The 12,909-nt window shown below is 64.7% G+C and carries 14 protein-coding genes; 7 read left to right on the forward strand and 7 right to left on the reverse strand.

The window, feature by feature from the left end:
- Nucleotides 1–182: 182 nt before the first annotated feature.
- Nucleotides 183–1,568, reverse strand: a complete 1,386-nt coding sequence (locus CH305_RS26600) for a cystathionine beta-synthase (RefSeq protein ID WP_037149541.1) — start codon at nucleotides 1,566–1,568, stop codon at nucleotides 183–185.
- A 96-nt stretch (nucleotides 1,569–1,664) separates the two neighbouring features.
- On the opposite strand from CH305_RS26600, the gene CH305_RS26605 reads away from it, so the two are divergent.
- Entirely contained in the window at nucleotides 1,665–2,678 is a 1,014-nt protein-coding gene (locus CH305_RS26605; protein ID WP_094608122.1) for an SGNH/GDSL hydrolase family protein, read from the forward strand.
- 71 nt (nucleotides 2,679–2,749) lie between these two features.
- Nucleotides 2,750–3,970, forward strand: coding sequence for an acetyl-CoA C-acetyltransferase (locus tag CH305_RS26610; RefSeq protein WP_094705579.1), 1,221 nt, complete (start codon nucleotides 2,750–2,752; stop codon nucleotides 3,968–3,970).
- A gap of 64 nt (nucleotides 3,971–4,034) precedes the next feature.
- On the opposite strand, the gene CH305_RS26615 is transcribed toward CH305_RS26610, so the two are convergent.
- Nucleotides 4,035–4,883, reverse strand: coding sequence for a Bax inhibitor-1/YccA family protein (locus CH305_RS26615; RefSeq protein WP_032404782.1), 849 nt, complete (start codon nucleotides 4,881–4,883; stop codon nucleotides 4,035–4,037).
- A gap of 197 nt (nucleotides 4,884–5,080) precedes the next feature.
- Between CH305_RS26615 and CH305_RS26620 the strand changes: the two genes are divergently transcribed.
- The gene (locus CH305_RS26620; RefSeq protein WP_032376583.1) at nucleotides 5,081–5,506 is read left to right on the forward strand and encodes a hypothetical protein; all 426 of its coding nucleotides are present in this window, start codon (nucleotides 5,081–5,083) and stop codon (nucleotides 5,504–5,506) included.
- Between the two features lie 3 nt (nucleotides 5,507–5,509).
- Here the strand turns inward: CH305_RS26620 and CH305_RS26625 are convergent, their stop codons facing one another.
- Nucleotides 5,510–6,637 carry a methyltransferase gene (locus CH305_RS26625; RefSeq protein WP_094705581.1) on the reverse strand — a complete coding sequence of 376 codons (1,128 nt, stop codon included), beginning with the start codon at nucleotides 6,635–6,637 and terminating at the stop codon, nucleotides 5,510–5,512.
- Between the two features lie 81 nt (nucleotides 6,638–6,718).
- On the opposite strand from CH305_RS26625, the gene CH305_RS29575 reads away from it, so the two are divergent.
- Nucleotides 6,719–6,841: a hypothetical protein gene (locus CH305_RS29575; RefSeq protein ID WP_254925592.1), complete on the forward strand. Its 123-nt coding sequence runs from the start codon at nucleotides 6,719–6,721 to the stop codon at nucleotides 6,839–6,841.
- Between the two features lie 15 nt (nucleotides 6,842–6,856).
- Here the strand turns inward: CH305_RS29575 and CH305_RS26630 are convergent, their stop codons facing one another.
- Genes CH305_RS26630 through CH305_RS26640 form a run of 3 tightly spaced genes read right to left on the reverse strand, consistent with a single transcriptional unit; the run spans nucleotide 6,857 to nucleotide 8,785 of the window.
- On the reverse strand, nucleotides 6,857–7,381 hold the full coding sequence (locus CH305_RS26630) for a peroxiredoxin (protein WP_032404779.1): 525 nt from the start codon (nucleotides 7,379–7,381) through the stop codon (nucleotides 6,857–6,859).
- 17 nt (nucleotides 7,382–7,398) lie between these two features.
- On the reverse strand, nucleotides 7,399–8,166 hold the full coding sequence (locus CH305_RS26635; RefSeq protein WP_094705583.1) for a tyrosine-protein phosphatase: 768 nt from the start codon (nucleotides 8,164–8,166) through the stop codon (nucleotides 7,399–7,401).
- A 46-nt stretch (nucleotides 8,167–8,212) separates the two neighbouring features.
- Entirely contained in the window at nucleotides 8,213–8,785 is a 573-nt protein-coding gene (locus CH305_RS26640; RefSeq protein ID WP_094705585.1) for an antibiotic biosynthesis monooxygenase, read from the reverse strand.
- 170 nt (nucleotides 8,786–8,955) lie between these two features.
- Here CH305_RS26640 and CH305_RS26645 point away from each other — a divergent pair, with 170 nt between their 5' ends.
- Complete coding sequence (locus CH305_RS26645) at nucleotides 8,956–9,462, forward strand: Lrp/AsnC family transcriptional regulator (protein WP_094705587.1); 507 nt, start codon at nucleotides 8,956–8,958, stop codon at nucleotides 9,460–9,462.
- Complete coding sequence (locus CH305_RS26650; protein ID WP_094705589.1) at nucleotides 9,459–10,604, forward strand: FAD-binding oxidoreductase; 1,146 nt, start codon at nucleotides 9,459–9,461, stop codon at nucleotides 10,602–10,604. Before CH305_RS26645 ends, CH305_RS26650 begins: the two co-directional genes overlap by 4 nt.
- 68 nt (nucleotides 10,605–10,672) lie before the next feature.
- On the opposite strand, the gene CH305_RS26655 is transcribed toward CH305_RS26650, so the two are convergent.
- The gene (locus CH305_RS26655; RefSeq protein WP_094705591.1) at nucleotides 10,673–11,290 is read right to left on the reverse strand and encodes a TetR/AcrR family transcriptional regulator; all 618 of its coding nucleotides are present in this window, start codon (nucleotides 11,288–11,290) and stop codon (nucleotides 10,673–10,675) included.
- Nucleotides 11,291–11,438: 148 nt separating this feature from the next.
- Between CH305_RS26655 and CH305_RS26660 the strand changes: the two genes are divergently transcribed.
- Nucleotides 11,439–12,908, forward strand: coding sequence for an MDR family MFS transporter (locus tag CH305_RS26660; RefSeq protein ID WP_094705593.1), 1,470 nt, complete (start codon nucleotides 11,439–11,441; stop codon nucleotides 12,906–12,908).
- Nucleotide 12,909 lies beyond the last annotated feature (1 nt).

Genomic DNA, 12,909 nt, shown 5'->3' on the forward strand with positions numbered 1-12,909 from the left:
CCATCCCGGCAACAGGAAGCGGTGGCACACACGACGGTGCGTGCCACCGCTTCACCATGCCGTCGTTGACAGGCCGACCTCCATATGAGAGCGGCTGCGCCGCATGTGAGTGTGGAGCCTGCGGGTCGTTCCGCAGGCTCCACTCCTGTCTCGTAGCAGGCTACGAGGTTCCACTCACATGCCTAGGCTCCCTTGCTGAGGAATCCGAGCAGGTCGTGGCGAGTGATGACGCCGACTGGCTTGCCTTCTTCGACGACCATCAGCGCATCGGATTCGCCGAGGGCCTTGGTGGCGTCGGAGACGGTTTCGCCGGCACCGATCAGCGGGAACGGCTCGCTCATGTGCTTGGCGACGGGGTCGGCCAACGCTGCGCGACCCTCGAACACGGCACTGAGCAGATCCCGCTCGGTGACGCTGCCGGCAACCTCGCCTGCCATGACGGGTGGCTCGGCTCCGACCACCGGCATCTGGGAAACGCCGTACTCGCGCAGGATCTCGATGGCGTCACGCACGGTCTCGGACGGGTGAGTGTGCACCAGATCCGGCAGCGCACCGGACTTTCCGCGCAGCACTGCGCCGACGGAGGTCTCCTCGGTTGTGCCGTCCAGACGCGAACGCAGGAATCCGTACGACGACATCCACGAGTCGTTGAAGATCTTTGCCAGGTAGCCGCGTCCGCCGTCGGGCAGCAGCACGACGACCAACGCGTCGGGACCTTCGCGCTCGGCAACCTGGATCGCGGCAACGGCAGCCATGCCGCACGAACCGCCGACCAACAGGCCTTCCTCACGGGCGAGGCGACGCGTCATGTCGAACGAGTCGTTGTCGGAGACGGCGATGATCTCGTCCGGGATGGACGGGTCGTAGGCCGTCGGCCAGAAATCCTCACCGACACCTTCGACGAGGTACGGGCGTCCCGTGCCTCCGGAGTAGACCGAGCCCTCGGGATCGACGCCGATGACCTTGACCTTGCCGCCGGAGACCTCCTTGAGGTACTTGCCGGTACCGGAGATGGTGCCGCCGGTGCCGACGCCTGCGACGAAGTGCGTGATCTTTCCGTCGGTGTCGGCCCAGATCTCGGGGCCGGTGGTCTCGTAGTGGCTGGCCGGTCCGGCCGGGTTGGAGTACTGGTTGGGCTTCCAGGCTCCCTCGATCTCGCGAACGAGTCGATCGGAGACGCTGTAGTAGCTGTTGGGGTCCTCGGGTGCGACGGCCGTCGGGCAGACCACGACCTCGGCTCCGTAGGCGCGCAGCACGTTGCGCTTGTCCTCGCCGACCTTGTCTGGGCACACGAACACACACTTGTAACCGCGCTGCTGTGCGACGAGCGCGAGACCGACGCCGGTGTTGCCGGACGTGGGTTCGACGATGGTGCCGCCGGGCTTCAGTTCGCCGGACGCCTCGGCCGCGTCGATCATCTTCACGGCGATGCGGTCCTTGGACGAACCACCCGGGTTGAGGTACTCGATCTTGGCCGCGACCGTGCCTGCACCGTCGCCGATGACGGTGGACAACTTCACCAACGGGGTGTTGCCGATGAGTTCGGTGATGTGCTGAGCGATGCGCATTGCACCATCTTCCCAGATGCAGGTATTCGACTCTCGGCCACTGCCGTCGACGCCCGCCTACGATGGTGTCGACGGCGCGACGAGAGGGATCGATCTGTGACGGCGAGCGGATGGCGCACCGCTGCGAAAGCGAGCGCCGCGACAGTACTTGCGGGCTCTGGAGCAGGGACTGCGTCCTGGGCCGCCTACCGACATCTCATGGGACAGGCCGCTGCGGCCCGCGGCGTCATCGGGCGTACCACCGCCAAGCCACCGGAGGCCGACGGCGTCTACACAGCGGGCTGCGCGGCCCCCGAACGGTGGCGATTGGGAAGTTCAGCAGATATTCATCTGATGATCTTCGGCGACTCCACGGCCGCGGGCGTGGGCTGCGTCGTTGCCGACGAAGTCCCGGGCGTTCTGCTCGCCCGCGGCCTGGCCGAGGAGACAGGTCAGCGAATTCGCTTGAGCACCAAAGCAATTGCCGGTGCCACCTCGAAGGGACTCGAAGGCCAGGTCGATGCGATGTTCGTCGCCGGTCCGCCGCCCGATGCGGCGGTCATCTTCGTCGGCGCGAACGACGTCACCAAGAAGTTCTCCATTCCCGCATCGGCAGCCAGACTGGGCGACGCGGTCGAGCGATTGACGGCCAAGGGCTGTGTGGTCGCTGTGGGGACGTGCCCCGATCTCGGTGTCGTGACTGCCATTCCGCAGCCGCTGCGCACCGTCGTACGCAATTGGGGTCGGCGGCTGGCCCATGCCCAGACGGCCCGAACGCTCAGCGCGGGCGGACATCCGGTGGCTCTGGCGGATCTACTGTCCCCCGAGTTTCTCGCGGCCCCCGACACCATGTTCTCGGCGGATCGCTTTCACCCGTCGGCCGCGGGCTACGAACTCGCCGCCCAGCAAATTCTGCCGGTACTCGCGTCCGCGCTGGGCGTGTGGCACGGCGGCCCACTGCCCGAACTGCCGACCGTGTCCGCAGCCGTCGAATCACGCAAGCCCATCCCCCGCGCCACGGCCGCACTCGACCGCTTCCTGCGCAGGAGAACCGCTGAGCTCGACGCCGAGATCAGCACTGCGTCGGAGGATCTCGTACGTCGTGGCGGCGGCGGTCGGGCGGGGTTGTAAGTTCGGTCAGGAGACATCGCCTACTCGGCGGTAACAGAGCAGGTAAGCAGTATCGATTCGAAGGAGATCTCATGCCAGAGGCAGTCATCGTCGCCACCGCGCGCTCACCGATCGGCAGGGCGATGAAGGGGTCGCTCAAGGACATTCGTCCCGACGACCTCACCGCTCAGATGGTCGCCGCTGCGCTGGCCAAGGTGCCCTCGCTCGACCCCAAGGACATCGACGATCTCCTCCTGGGCTGCGGTCTGCCCGGCGGCATGCAGGGCAACAACCTCGCTCGTATCGTCGCAGTGCAGCTCGGTTACGACTCCCTGCCAGGAACGACGATCACGCGCTACTGTTCGTCCTCGCTGCAGACCACCCGGATGGCGCTGCACGCGATCAAGGCAGGCGAGGGTGACGTGTTCATCTCCGCCGGTGTCGAGAGCGTGTCCAGCTTCGTCCATGGCAGCTCCGACTCGCTGCCCGCGAGCCACAACCCGATCTTCGCCGACGCCGAAGCCCGCACCAAGAAGGCACAGGAAGAGGGCGCGGACAGCTGGACCGATCCCCGTGAGAACGGCGAGCTCCCCGACGCGTACATCGCGATGGGCCAGACGGCCGAGAACGTCGCGCTGCTCACCGGCATCACCCGCGAGGATCAGGACCACTGGGGCGTCCGCAGCCAGAACCGCGCAGAAGAGGCCATCAACGCCGGCTTCTTCGAGCGGGAGATCACCCCGGTGACCCTGCCCGACGGCACCGTCGTCAACACCGACGACGGCCCTCGCGCCGGCACCACCTACGCGAAGATCAGCCAGCTCAAGCCGGTCTTCCGTCCGAACGGCACCATCACCGCGGGCAACGCGTGCCCGCTCAACGACGGCGCAGCAGCACTCGTCATCATGAGCGACACCAAGGCCAAGGAACTGGGTCTGACGCCATTGGCTCGCATCGTCTCCACCGGAGTCACCGGCACGTCCCCCGAGATCATGGGCCTCGGCCCCATCGAGGCCACCCGTAAGGCGCTGAAAATTGCGGGGATGTCCATCTCCGACATCGACCTGTTCGAGATCAACGAGGCCTTCGCGGTCCAGGTCCTCGGCTCTGCACGCGACCTCGGCATCGAAGAGGACAAGCTCAACGTCTCCGGTGGTGCCATCGCGATCGGCCACCCGTTCGGTATGACCGGTGCCCGCATCACCACCACCTTGCTGAACAACCTGACCACCCACGACAAGACGTTCGGCGTCGAGACCATGTGCGTCGGCGGCGGCATGGGTATGGCCATGGTGCTGGAACGTCTCAGCTGATCCGAGACACCACAACGAAAAGCCCCGCCCTCCGAAAGGAGTGGCGGGGCTTTTCGCGTGAGTACTAGTCGTTCTGGAAGTAGCTCAGCAGACGCAGGATCTCGACGTACAGCCAGACCAACGTGATCGTCAGTCCGAGGGCGACTCCCCAGGCTGCCTTCTCCGGTGCCTGTGCACGGATCAGCTGATCGGCCTGGTCGAAGTCGAGCAGGAAGCTGAACGCGGCGATACCGATGCAGACGAGGCTGAAGATGATGGCCAGCGGTCCGCCCGAGCGGAGTCCGAAGCCGTCTTCCATGAAGAAGCTGGCAACCAGGTTGCCGAGCATCAGCACGACGACACCGATCAGGGCACCGACGACCATGCGGGTCAGGCGCGGGGTGACGCGGATGGCGCCGGTCTTGTAGACGATCAGCATGCCGAAGAACACGCCGAACGTGCCGAGCACTGCCTGACCGATGAGGGCGGATCCGCCGACCCCACCGAACTCGACACCGGTGAACATCAGCGACAGTGCGCCGAGGAACACGCCTTCTGCGGCGGCGTAGGCGAGGACGATGGCCTTGTTGTCCATCTTGCGACCGAAGGTCGCGAACATGACCAAACCGAAGCCGATCAAGCCACCGCCGATCACGAACGGGATGGCCAAGTCGGTGTTGTTGGAGACGAGCAGGTACGAGATGATCGCCGTCACGCTCAGCACACCGAGGGTGATGCCCGTCTTGGTGACGACGTCATCGATCGTCATGGCCCGCTGAGCGGGCTGCGTGGTGTATGGATCGGCCTGCGTTCCGGGATGCTGGCCGAAGGTTGCGGCCTGCGAGGCTCCAGCCGTCGCAGATCCGAATGTGGCGTAGCCGCCGCCCTGCTGCTTGGGCAGGTTGCGGAACACCGGGTTGCTGGAGGTGCGCACCGTGTCTCTTCCCTTCGTAAGTTCTGATCCCCACCGGGGATCTCCCCGCCGGTCACCAGTAGAACGTCTGATATCCGGACAAAAGTTCCCGAACGGAGAACTTCTACGACGGACAAAACGGACTCTACCGGGTACGCCCTCCAAACGCGGACACGACCGCGTGTGTGACACCGAATCGAAACGGGCACTATGAGGAAATGGCAATCGAAGACGGACCCGACCAGACTTTGGACCCCAGCGAAAGCGTCGACTCCGACGAGGTGCGCAACGACGACGGCGACACCGTGGTCGATCCCCCGGACCACTGGAGCGAGGCCAACAGCTTCGGCACCACAGCCCGTGAGGCCGCCGAGGGCGAGAGCCTGGACCTCAAGCTCAGCGAGGAAGAACCCGACATCGCGGTCGAGGAGGAGCTCGACCGCCCGATCACCGAGACCCCCGACGACGAGTTGACCGAGGAACTGGTCGACCACGTCGTCGAGGAATCCGACGAGGATCCCGATATCGACTACGCCGAAGGCCAGCGTCAGGCGGAAATCGTCGAAGGAACCCTCGTCGAGGACCGCGGGCGCAACCGCGGCCAGATCGACGGCTCCCCCGAAGACGGCGGCCCGGTCACCTGACACTCACCGTTGCTCGCTCGGCCGCACCGAGCGAGCAACGGTGAACTTGCCGTTGCGCCCCATGAGGTCGGTGGGACCCACGGCGTCGGCCAGTTCGCGTCGATAGTTCAGGTGAGTGTTGAACACAGTCCACAGTTGACCGCCGGGCCGCAGCACCCGACCGGCGGCAGCGAACAGTTTGCTCGCTCCGCCCGTATGCACGGCAGAACCCTCGTGAAACGGCGGATTGCAGACCACCAGATCGACCGACTCCGATTCGAAGGTCGACATCGCATCGTCGGCGATCACCGCGACACTCGTCCCGTTCGCCTCCGCCGTCGCCGCTGCCGACGCGATCGCTGCAGCCGAACGATCGGTGGCGATCACCTCCAGATCCGGCCTGGTTCGCGCCAGCTCTGCTGCGAGAATGCCGGTGCCACAACCTAAATCGACGGCCGTGCGAGCACGCGGCACCATCTTCGGCACGAACTCGAGCAGGAACCGTGTCCCGATGTCCAGGCCTGCGCCGGCGAACACAGCGCCATGGGCCACGACCGTCATGTCGATATCCGCGAGACGTTTGCTCACCGGATACGTCATGGCCGACGCCACCGCCCCGGTCGCGGTGAGCACTCGGGCTTTCTGTCGGCCGCGGCCGGCCGTGACCGTCGCGAAGGACCGTCGTAGCACGTCGTTCATGGCAGGGGTCATGTGCTTGTCTCGCCCACCTGCCAACACCACGACGTCCGCGGTTGCGTGCGCTGCGATGTGCTCGGCGATCTCGGTGAGCTCGGCCAGACCTCGCGGCAACTGCATCAGTACCGTGCCGACGCCGTCGAACAGCTCGGCACCGAGCCTGTGCTGGGTGTACGAATCGCTCATGCCAACCCGCGCAGCGTTCAGTTCGAGCGCCCGCACGCCGGTGACGGCGTCCTGATGAACCCGCACATTCGTGAAGCCCAGCGCCGCGGCACCGAGGGTGAGGGCACCGTACCGATCGCCGATCACCGCGATCGGTGCAGTTCTCTCGACTCCCGGACGCTCGTCGACGGTGTCGAGTACCAGACGGTCCGCGGCGTCGACGGCATGGAGGTTGGGTGCCTCGGCGTCGGGCTCGCGACGCAAGGTGTCGAACAGAGTTTCATCAGGCACCCGAGCAGTATCCCACCCGTCACACGCATGCGTTCCGCGCGGCGAGTGGCTATTGCGGTCGACTAGGGGCATGCTCGGGGAATGGAACACAAGGACAAGAACGAGGCACTCTTCAGCCATCCCGACGACGCGTCGACCGATGCGCATGCCGAGGCTTCCAAGCCTGCCGTTTACACCGCCCTGTTCAGCGGCGCGAACGAATAGCGGCGCACTTCGGCGTCAAGACAGATAACGCAGGTATTCCAAGGCCTTGGTCGCGTGCACGTGACCGCGTTCGCTCTGCACCACCATCCGCACCACTCGGTGCCGATCTATCACGAATGTCGTCCGCTTCACGGACAGTAGCTGCCGCAGGTACCCACGGTTGGCCGCATGCGCCCGCCCGCGTTCGAGCTCACGAAGCCTACGCCGCCGGGTGAACCACCCACCTCGCCGCACTCCGAATTGTTCGGCCACCGCGCCGTCGGAATCGGACAGCAGTGGAAAGTCGAAGGACCTCTGCAGAGCGAAATGCTGATTCTTGTCACGGGTGTCGGTGCTGATCCCTACTCGCTGCGCGCCGAATCTGCTGAATTCTGTTCCGAGGTCCCGGAAATGGCAGGCCTCGGCGGTGCAAATGGGGCTGTTGGCCGCAGGATAGAAGAACAGCACCACCGGGCCCGATGCCGTCAGCTCGGAGAGCGCACGGGATTCACCCGAATGATCGGGGAGCTCGAAATCCGGGGCCGTCTGTCCGATTCGCATGACGCAGAGGCTACCGCTCAGTCCTGAACCAATTCGGCCACGAGCCGTCCGCGCAGATGTTCATCGATACCCAAGTGACTCAGGTACGCCTCGAACGACCCGTGATTCGACGTCACAGCCTGCATTCCGCGCTCCAGATAGGACGCGCGGACTCCCAACAACGCCTCCCCGGGCTCTTCGACGTCATCGGTACCTCCCCATATCCGGCGCACATGGGCGAGCAGCGGCTCCACTGCAGCATTGCTGGCGAGGTAGTCGGCGAGGATCTCGTCCTCGCTCACTCCGGCGGCACGCAGCACAGTCGCGACGGTCCACCCCGCCCGATCCTTACCCGCGGCGCAGTGCACCAGAACTCCGCCTCGTCCGGCTGCAACAGCCTCCGCCACCTGCTTGATCGCGTGCGCCGCCCCATCCAGCACCGGAAACGACGCGTACGCGCGTAGCAGGTAGTCGACCTGACTCTGTTCTGCGTGGGTCGGTACCTCGTGCGGAGCGCGCTCACCGATGTCGTTGTGGAACGGCACCGAGATCGACTGCACGCCGTCCGGAACTCTGTCGACACCACTTCGTGCAATCTCGGAGTCACTGCGAAAATCGAACACCGTGCGTATCCCGAGATCGACCACGGCGCGTTGACCACGCTCGGTGAGAGCACTCAATTCCGATGCGCGATAGAACTTTCCGGGCCGAATCCTCGAGCCGTCGACAGTGCGAACACCGCCGAGGTCTCGAAAGTTCCAGGCCCCGTCGAGAGCGAACTGGTTGTGCACACGGGCGTCGGGCATGATCCCGACTGTATAGAAGCGAGGTTGTACAGAAGCGAGGCCGGGCTCAGATGCGGGGTACGAGCCACTTCCGCAGCCGGGAGGTGACGAACGGCATCACCACGTAAACCATCAACGGCGTGCACATCATCACCACGACCGCCGTTCGCAGGGCGACGTTCAACCCCGTCAAATGTGGTGTGAGAACGATGTTGACCAGCAAGCTGACGGCATAGAACGCCACACCGATCGAGATCGCCTGCTTCCACCGGGGTGGCGGGCCGCCGATCACTCGAACAGCGTCGGTCAGGTTGGACTGCGGCTCGAACCATCCCTCCACGCCGGAAAGACGATGTGTTGCAACGTCGTCGGCGATGGGCCTGCCGCTGCTGAGCCAGCGGCGTCGAGAATCCGAGTGCAGCCACGCGTCGAGGTTGTCGTGGGTCTCGAACCGGTACACCACGTGGTAGTCGTTGGATCCGCCGGAACTGCGCAGCCAGCCGCCACCGAGAAAGCCGGGGAAAGTTCGGACGAGATCGATACCCTGATCGGTCCATTCGACGAAATCTGCTTCGTACCCCTCGCGAACGCGCCGTGCGACCGAGGTCGTGACGTGGTCGAGCGTGTCCGTCGTGGTCATGCGGTACCCCTTCTGCACGTGTTCGTCTCGGCCTTTCTGTTCTACACAGAGTGCGGGCCAGTGGACCAGCTTTCAAATCAGGGGCCCAGATGTAGATGTATGGCCCCCAAGTGCGACTGATGTGACAGTCTGTCCATACAGACCTCTCGTGAACGACCTGGAGTGGACGGATGGCACAGACCGAGTACGAGCTCGACGACGTGGATCGACGCATCGTCACCGAGCTGAGCCGTGACGGCCGAATGTCCATGCGCGCATTGGCCGAGGCAACCCACATCTCCCGGGCACACGCCTACGTACGCGTCGACCGCCTCCTCGACGAGGGCGTCATCGAGGGGTTCACCGCACGCATCGCCTACGAGAAGGCCGGAGTCGGCGCATCCGCCTATGTCGCTCTGTCCATTCGGCAGGATTCGTGGCGTGCCGTCGCCGACGACCTGAGTACCTATCCGTTCGTCGAGCACGTCAGCTTGATGGGCGGTGATTTCGATGCGCTCGTTCTGGTCCGTGCTCCTGACACATCGGCGCTGCGGCATCTGGTGCTGGACAAGTTGCAGGGGCTGGACGGGATACTGTCGACCCGAACCTGGCTGATTTTCGACGAGGCGGTCGGCCCCGGCGCTCAGTGGACCGCTCAGCCGAAAATCACCGAGCCGAAGAACGGGAGAACTCGATGAGCACGTCTGCTCGCGACACGGCTACCACCGATGTCATAGTTGTCGGCGGCGGAATCGGGGGTGTCTCGCTCGGCTACGAACTCGCAAGCGATCACCGAGTCACCCTGCTCGAACGCGAGAAGACCCTGGCCTTCCACACCACCGGACGCTCGGCCGCTCTGTTTCTGGAAACGTACGGCAACAACACGATTCGTGCTCTGACGACGGCCAGCCGTGACTTCCTCGAGAACCCGCCGGAGCACTTTCGATCAGAACTGCTCGCCCCGCGCCCCCTGCTCCAGTTCGCGTCCACCGGACGAGGCGACGCGCTCGAAGCGATGTACGCCGACGTCAGCCGCTTGACGCCCGACGCACAACTGGTTTCGCCTGCCGACGCGCGCACATTCTTTCCGCCGCTGCGCCCCGAATTGATCGATTGCGCTCTGTACGAGCCGCATTCGATGGAAGTCGACGTGCACGCCCTGCATCAGGGCTACGTGCGAGGGCTCCGTGCGCGGGGCGGGCGTGTCCACACCGGGACCGGGGTGAGGTCACTGAGGCGCATCGACGGACTGTGGCACGCGCACACCACCGATGGGTCGACACACACTGCTCCACTCGTCGTCGACGCCGCGGGCGCATGGGCGGATGTTCTCGGGGCAATGGCGGGAGCCGAGCCCATCGGACTCGTGCCCATGCGTCGCTCGGTGTTCATGGTGGCCGCACCCGACGACCTCGATACCGCGCACCTGGTGACATTGAGCGACATCGACGAGAAGTTCTACATCAAACCCGAAGGCACACAACTACTGTGCTCGCCTGCGGACGAGACGCCCACCGAGCCGAGTGATGCCCGCCCGGACGAGTTGGAGATCGCCCGAGCGTTCGACGACATTGCCGAGGCGACCACGTTGACGGCGCGGCACGTGCGGTCGTCCTGGGCCGGTTTGCGCAGCTTCGTGCCCGACCGAACTCCGGTCGTCGGATTCGATCCGAATATCGAGGGTTTCTTCTGGTGCGCCGGTCAGGGTGGGTACGGAATCCAGACGTGCGCAGCACTGGCCCGGGTCGGCGCGGCTCTGGTAGGGCGGCAACCACTTCCGGTCGATGTGACCGAGCGCGGGCTCGACGAAGCGGACCTGTCGCCCAGCCGCTTCAGGTGAGAGGCGCTTCGCGCCACGTGCACGAAAACTCGACCCCTGCTACCAAGTTCCGCGCACGACGTGTGCAGTCACCCGGCGACCACGCGTCGTAGATCGCGCTGCGTAGTTCGGTAGATGTCCACCAGGTCGGCGTCCTGCCCGGCGTCGATGCGCTCAGCCCAGTCGTCGAAGGCGATCCGCATGGCCATCCCGGCCCCCTCGACCAACAACCGTGCGTATGAGCGTGATTCGTGACCACCCAGCTTGGCGGCCACCGAATCGGTGACGCGACACAGCGTCATCGCGTCGGCCGCGAAGGCGGCGGCCCGCAGATGGTCGTCGCGACCGATCAACCGCCGGGTACGCAGGAGACGATCTCGCGCCTCGTACGGTGCAGCGGATAATCGTTCGACGGATCGCTCGTACAGTGCTTCGATAGCAGCGAGGGTGATGTCCGCGGGGGCCGTCGATGCCAGCCAGGCGTCGATATCGAGCTCGAACTCCGGGGCGAGCCCGAGAACCGATTCTTCCTTGGATGCGAAGCTACGAAAGAACGTGCTGGGCGATACTCCGGCCCGACGTGCGATCTGGTCGACCGTCGTGGCGGCGCAGCCCTGCGTCTCGAACAGATCGAGCGCAGCACGGGTGATGTCGAGGAGGGTTTCCCGACGACGTCGCTCTCGCAGATCCGGTACTCGATCGCTCATCGTCCTCCATCCATCGGTCACTCCTCTGACGTCTGGCTGTCAACATACCAGCAAGATCCAAGTTGACAGTCACTGTCATGATGATTCAAGCTGTCTACACACAAGAATTGCTCCACACGTTGCACCGATACCCGAAAGTTCTCGCCACATGACCACATCTGACATCGACCACAAACCCGACGGCCGACTCGCGCCGGGCAGCACACTGTTGATCGGCATTCTTGTCATCGCGGCGTTCGTCATGATCCTCAACGAGACGATCATGAGCGTGGCGCTGCCTACCCTGATGGTCGACCTGAGCATCACGGCGACCACCGCACAGTGGCTCACCACCGGATTTCTGCTCACGATGGCGGTGGTCATCCCCATCACCGGATTCCTGTTCCAGCGCTTCACACTGCGTCAGGTATTCGTGGCGGCGATGACTCTGTTCTCCGTCGGCACGCTGCTCGCAGCTTCTGCCCCGGGCTTCGAGATGCTCCTGCTCGGGCGCATCACCCAGGCCAGCGGCACGGCGATCATGTTGCCGCTGTTGATGACCACGGTGCTGACCGTGGTTCCAGCGCACAAGCGCGGCGCGATGATGGGCGTGATCTCCATCGTCATCGCTGTGGCACCCGCGATCGGTCCGACGATCTCGGGGATCATCCTCGATTCGCTGGACTGGCGATGGATGTTCTGGCTCGTCCTTCCGATCGCACTCATCGCGTTCGCCATCGGCACAACTCTGGTGAAGAACGTGACCGAGACCAGTCGGCCGTCGTTCGATCCTGTGTCGGTCGTGTTGTCCGCGTTGGCTTTCGGCGGCATCGTCTACGGCCTGAGCAGCCTGGGCCACTCGGCCGAGGAGTCCGTGGTGCCGGTATGGCTGCCGCTGATCGTCGGCACCGTCGCCCTCGTGGTGTTCGTTATCCGGCAGATCTCGCGTCAGGATCGCGGCGGCGCTCTGCTGGACATGCGTCCGTTCCGCACTCCCACCTTCAGTATCGGACTCGGCATGATCGCGATCTCGATGATGGCCCTGTTCGGCGCACTGATCCTGCTACCGATGTACCTACAGAACGTCCGCGGACTCGACACTCTCGACACCGGACTGATGTTGCTTCCCGGCGGACTCTTGATGGGTCTGCTCGCCCCGTTCGTCGGACGCATCTTCGACCGAATCGGGCCGCGTCCGTTGGTCATTCCCGGTGCCGTGGTGGTGAGCGGCGCGCTGTGGTCGATGACCGTGCTGGACGCGCAGACTGCACTGCCGCTCGTGATCGGTATCCACATGTTGCTCTCGGCGGGCCTGGCACTCATCATGACGCCGCTCATGACCTCGTCGCTGGGATCGCTTCCCACCCAGCTGTACTCGCACGGTAGTGCCATCTTCAGCACGGTCCAGCAGTTGGCCGGTGCTGCCGGTACCGCACTGTTCGTCACCGTGATGTCCAACACCGCAGCAGCCAGAATCGCCGACGGCGCAACTGCTGTGGGCGGCTCGGAGGCCGGAATACACACAGCCTTCCTCTACGGCGGGGCCGTGTCGTTGGTCGCAGTGGCGGCGTCGTTCTTCATCCGGGCACCGGCACGAACCGACAGCGAGGCGCTCGCCCCCGCACAACCGGTTCACTAGG

The sequence above is a fragment of the Rhodococcus sp. 15-649-2-2 genome (assembly GCF_002258645.1).
Taxonomy (GTDB): Bacteria; Actinomycetota; Actinomycetes; order Mycobacteriales; family Mycobacteriaceae; genus Rhodococcoides.

Excerpts from the sequence above, each read along its gene's own strand:
- CH305_RS26635 (WP_094705583.1), bottom strand. The coding sequence starts at position 8,166 with ATGCCCGACGCCCGTGTGCACAACCAGTTCGCTCTCGACGGGGCCTGG.
- CH305_RS26650 (WP_094705589.1), top strand. The coding sequence starts at position 9,459 with ATGAGCACGTCTGCTCGCGACACGGCTACCACCGATGTCATAGTTGTC.
- CH305_RS26630 (WP_032404779.1), bottom strand. The coding sequence starts at position 7,381 with ATGCGAATCGGACAGACGGCCCCGGATTTCGAGCTCCCCGATCATTCG.
- CH305_RS26620 (WP_032376583.1), top strand. The coding sequence starts at position 5,081 with ATGGCAATCGAAGACGGACCCGACCAGACTTTGGACCCCAGCGAAAGC.
- CH305_RS26600 (WP_037149541.1), bottom strand. The coding sequence starts at position 1,568 with ATGCGCATCGCTCAGCACATCACCGAACTCATCGGCAACACCCCGTTG.
- CH305_RS26610 (WP_094705579.1), top strand. The coding sequence starts at position 2,750 with ATGCCAGAGGCAGTCATCGTCGCCACCGCGCGCTCACCGATCGGCAGG.
- CH305_RS26640 (WP_094705585.1), bottom strand. The coding sequence starts at position 8,785 with ATGACCACGACGGACACGCTCGACCACGTCACGACCTCGGTCGCACGG.
- CH305_RS26660 (WP_094705593.1), top strand. The coding sequence starts at position 11,439 with ATGACCACATCTGACATCGACCACAAACCCGACGGCCGACTCGCGCCG.
- CH305_RS26645 (WP_094705587.1), top strand. The coding sequence starts at position 8,956 with ATGGCACAGACCGAGTACGAGCTCGACGACGTGGATCGACGCATCGTC.
- CH305_RS26655 (WP_094705591.1), bottom strand. The coding sequence starts at position 11,290 with ATGAGCGATCGAGTACCGGATCTGCGAGAGCGACGTCGTCGGGAAACC.
- CH305_RS29575 (WP_254925592.1), top strand. The coding sequence starts at position 6,719 with ATGGAACACAAGGACAAGAACGAGGCACTCTTCAGCCATCCCGACGAC.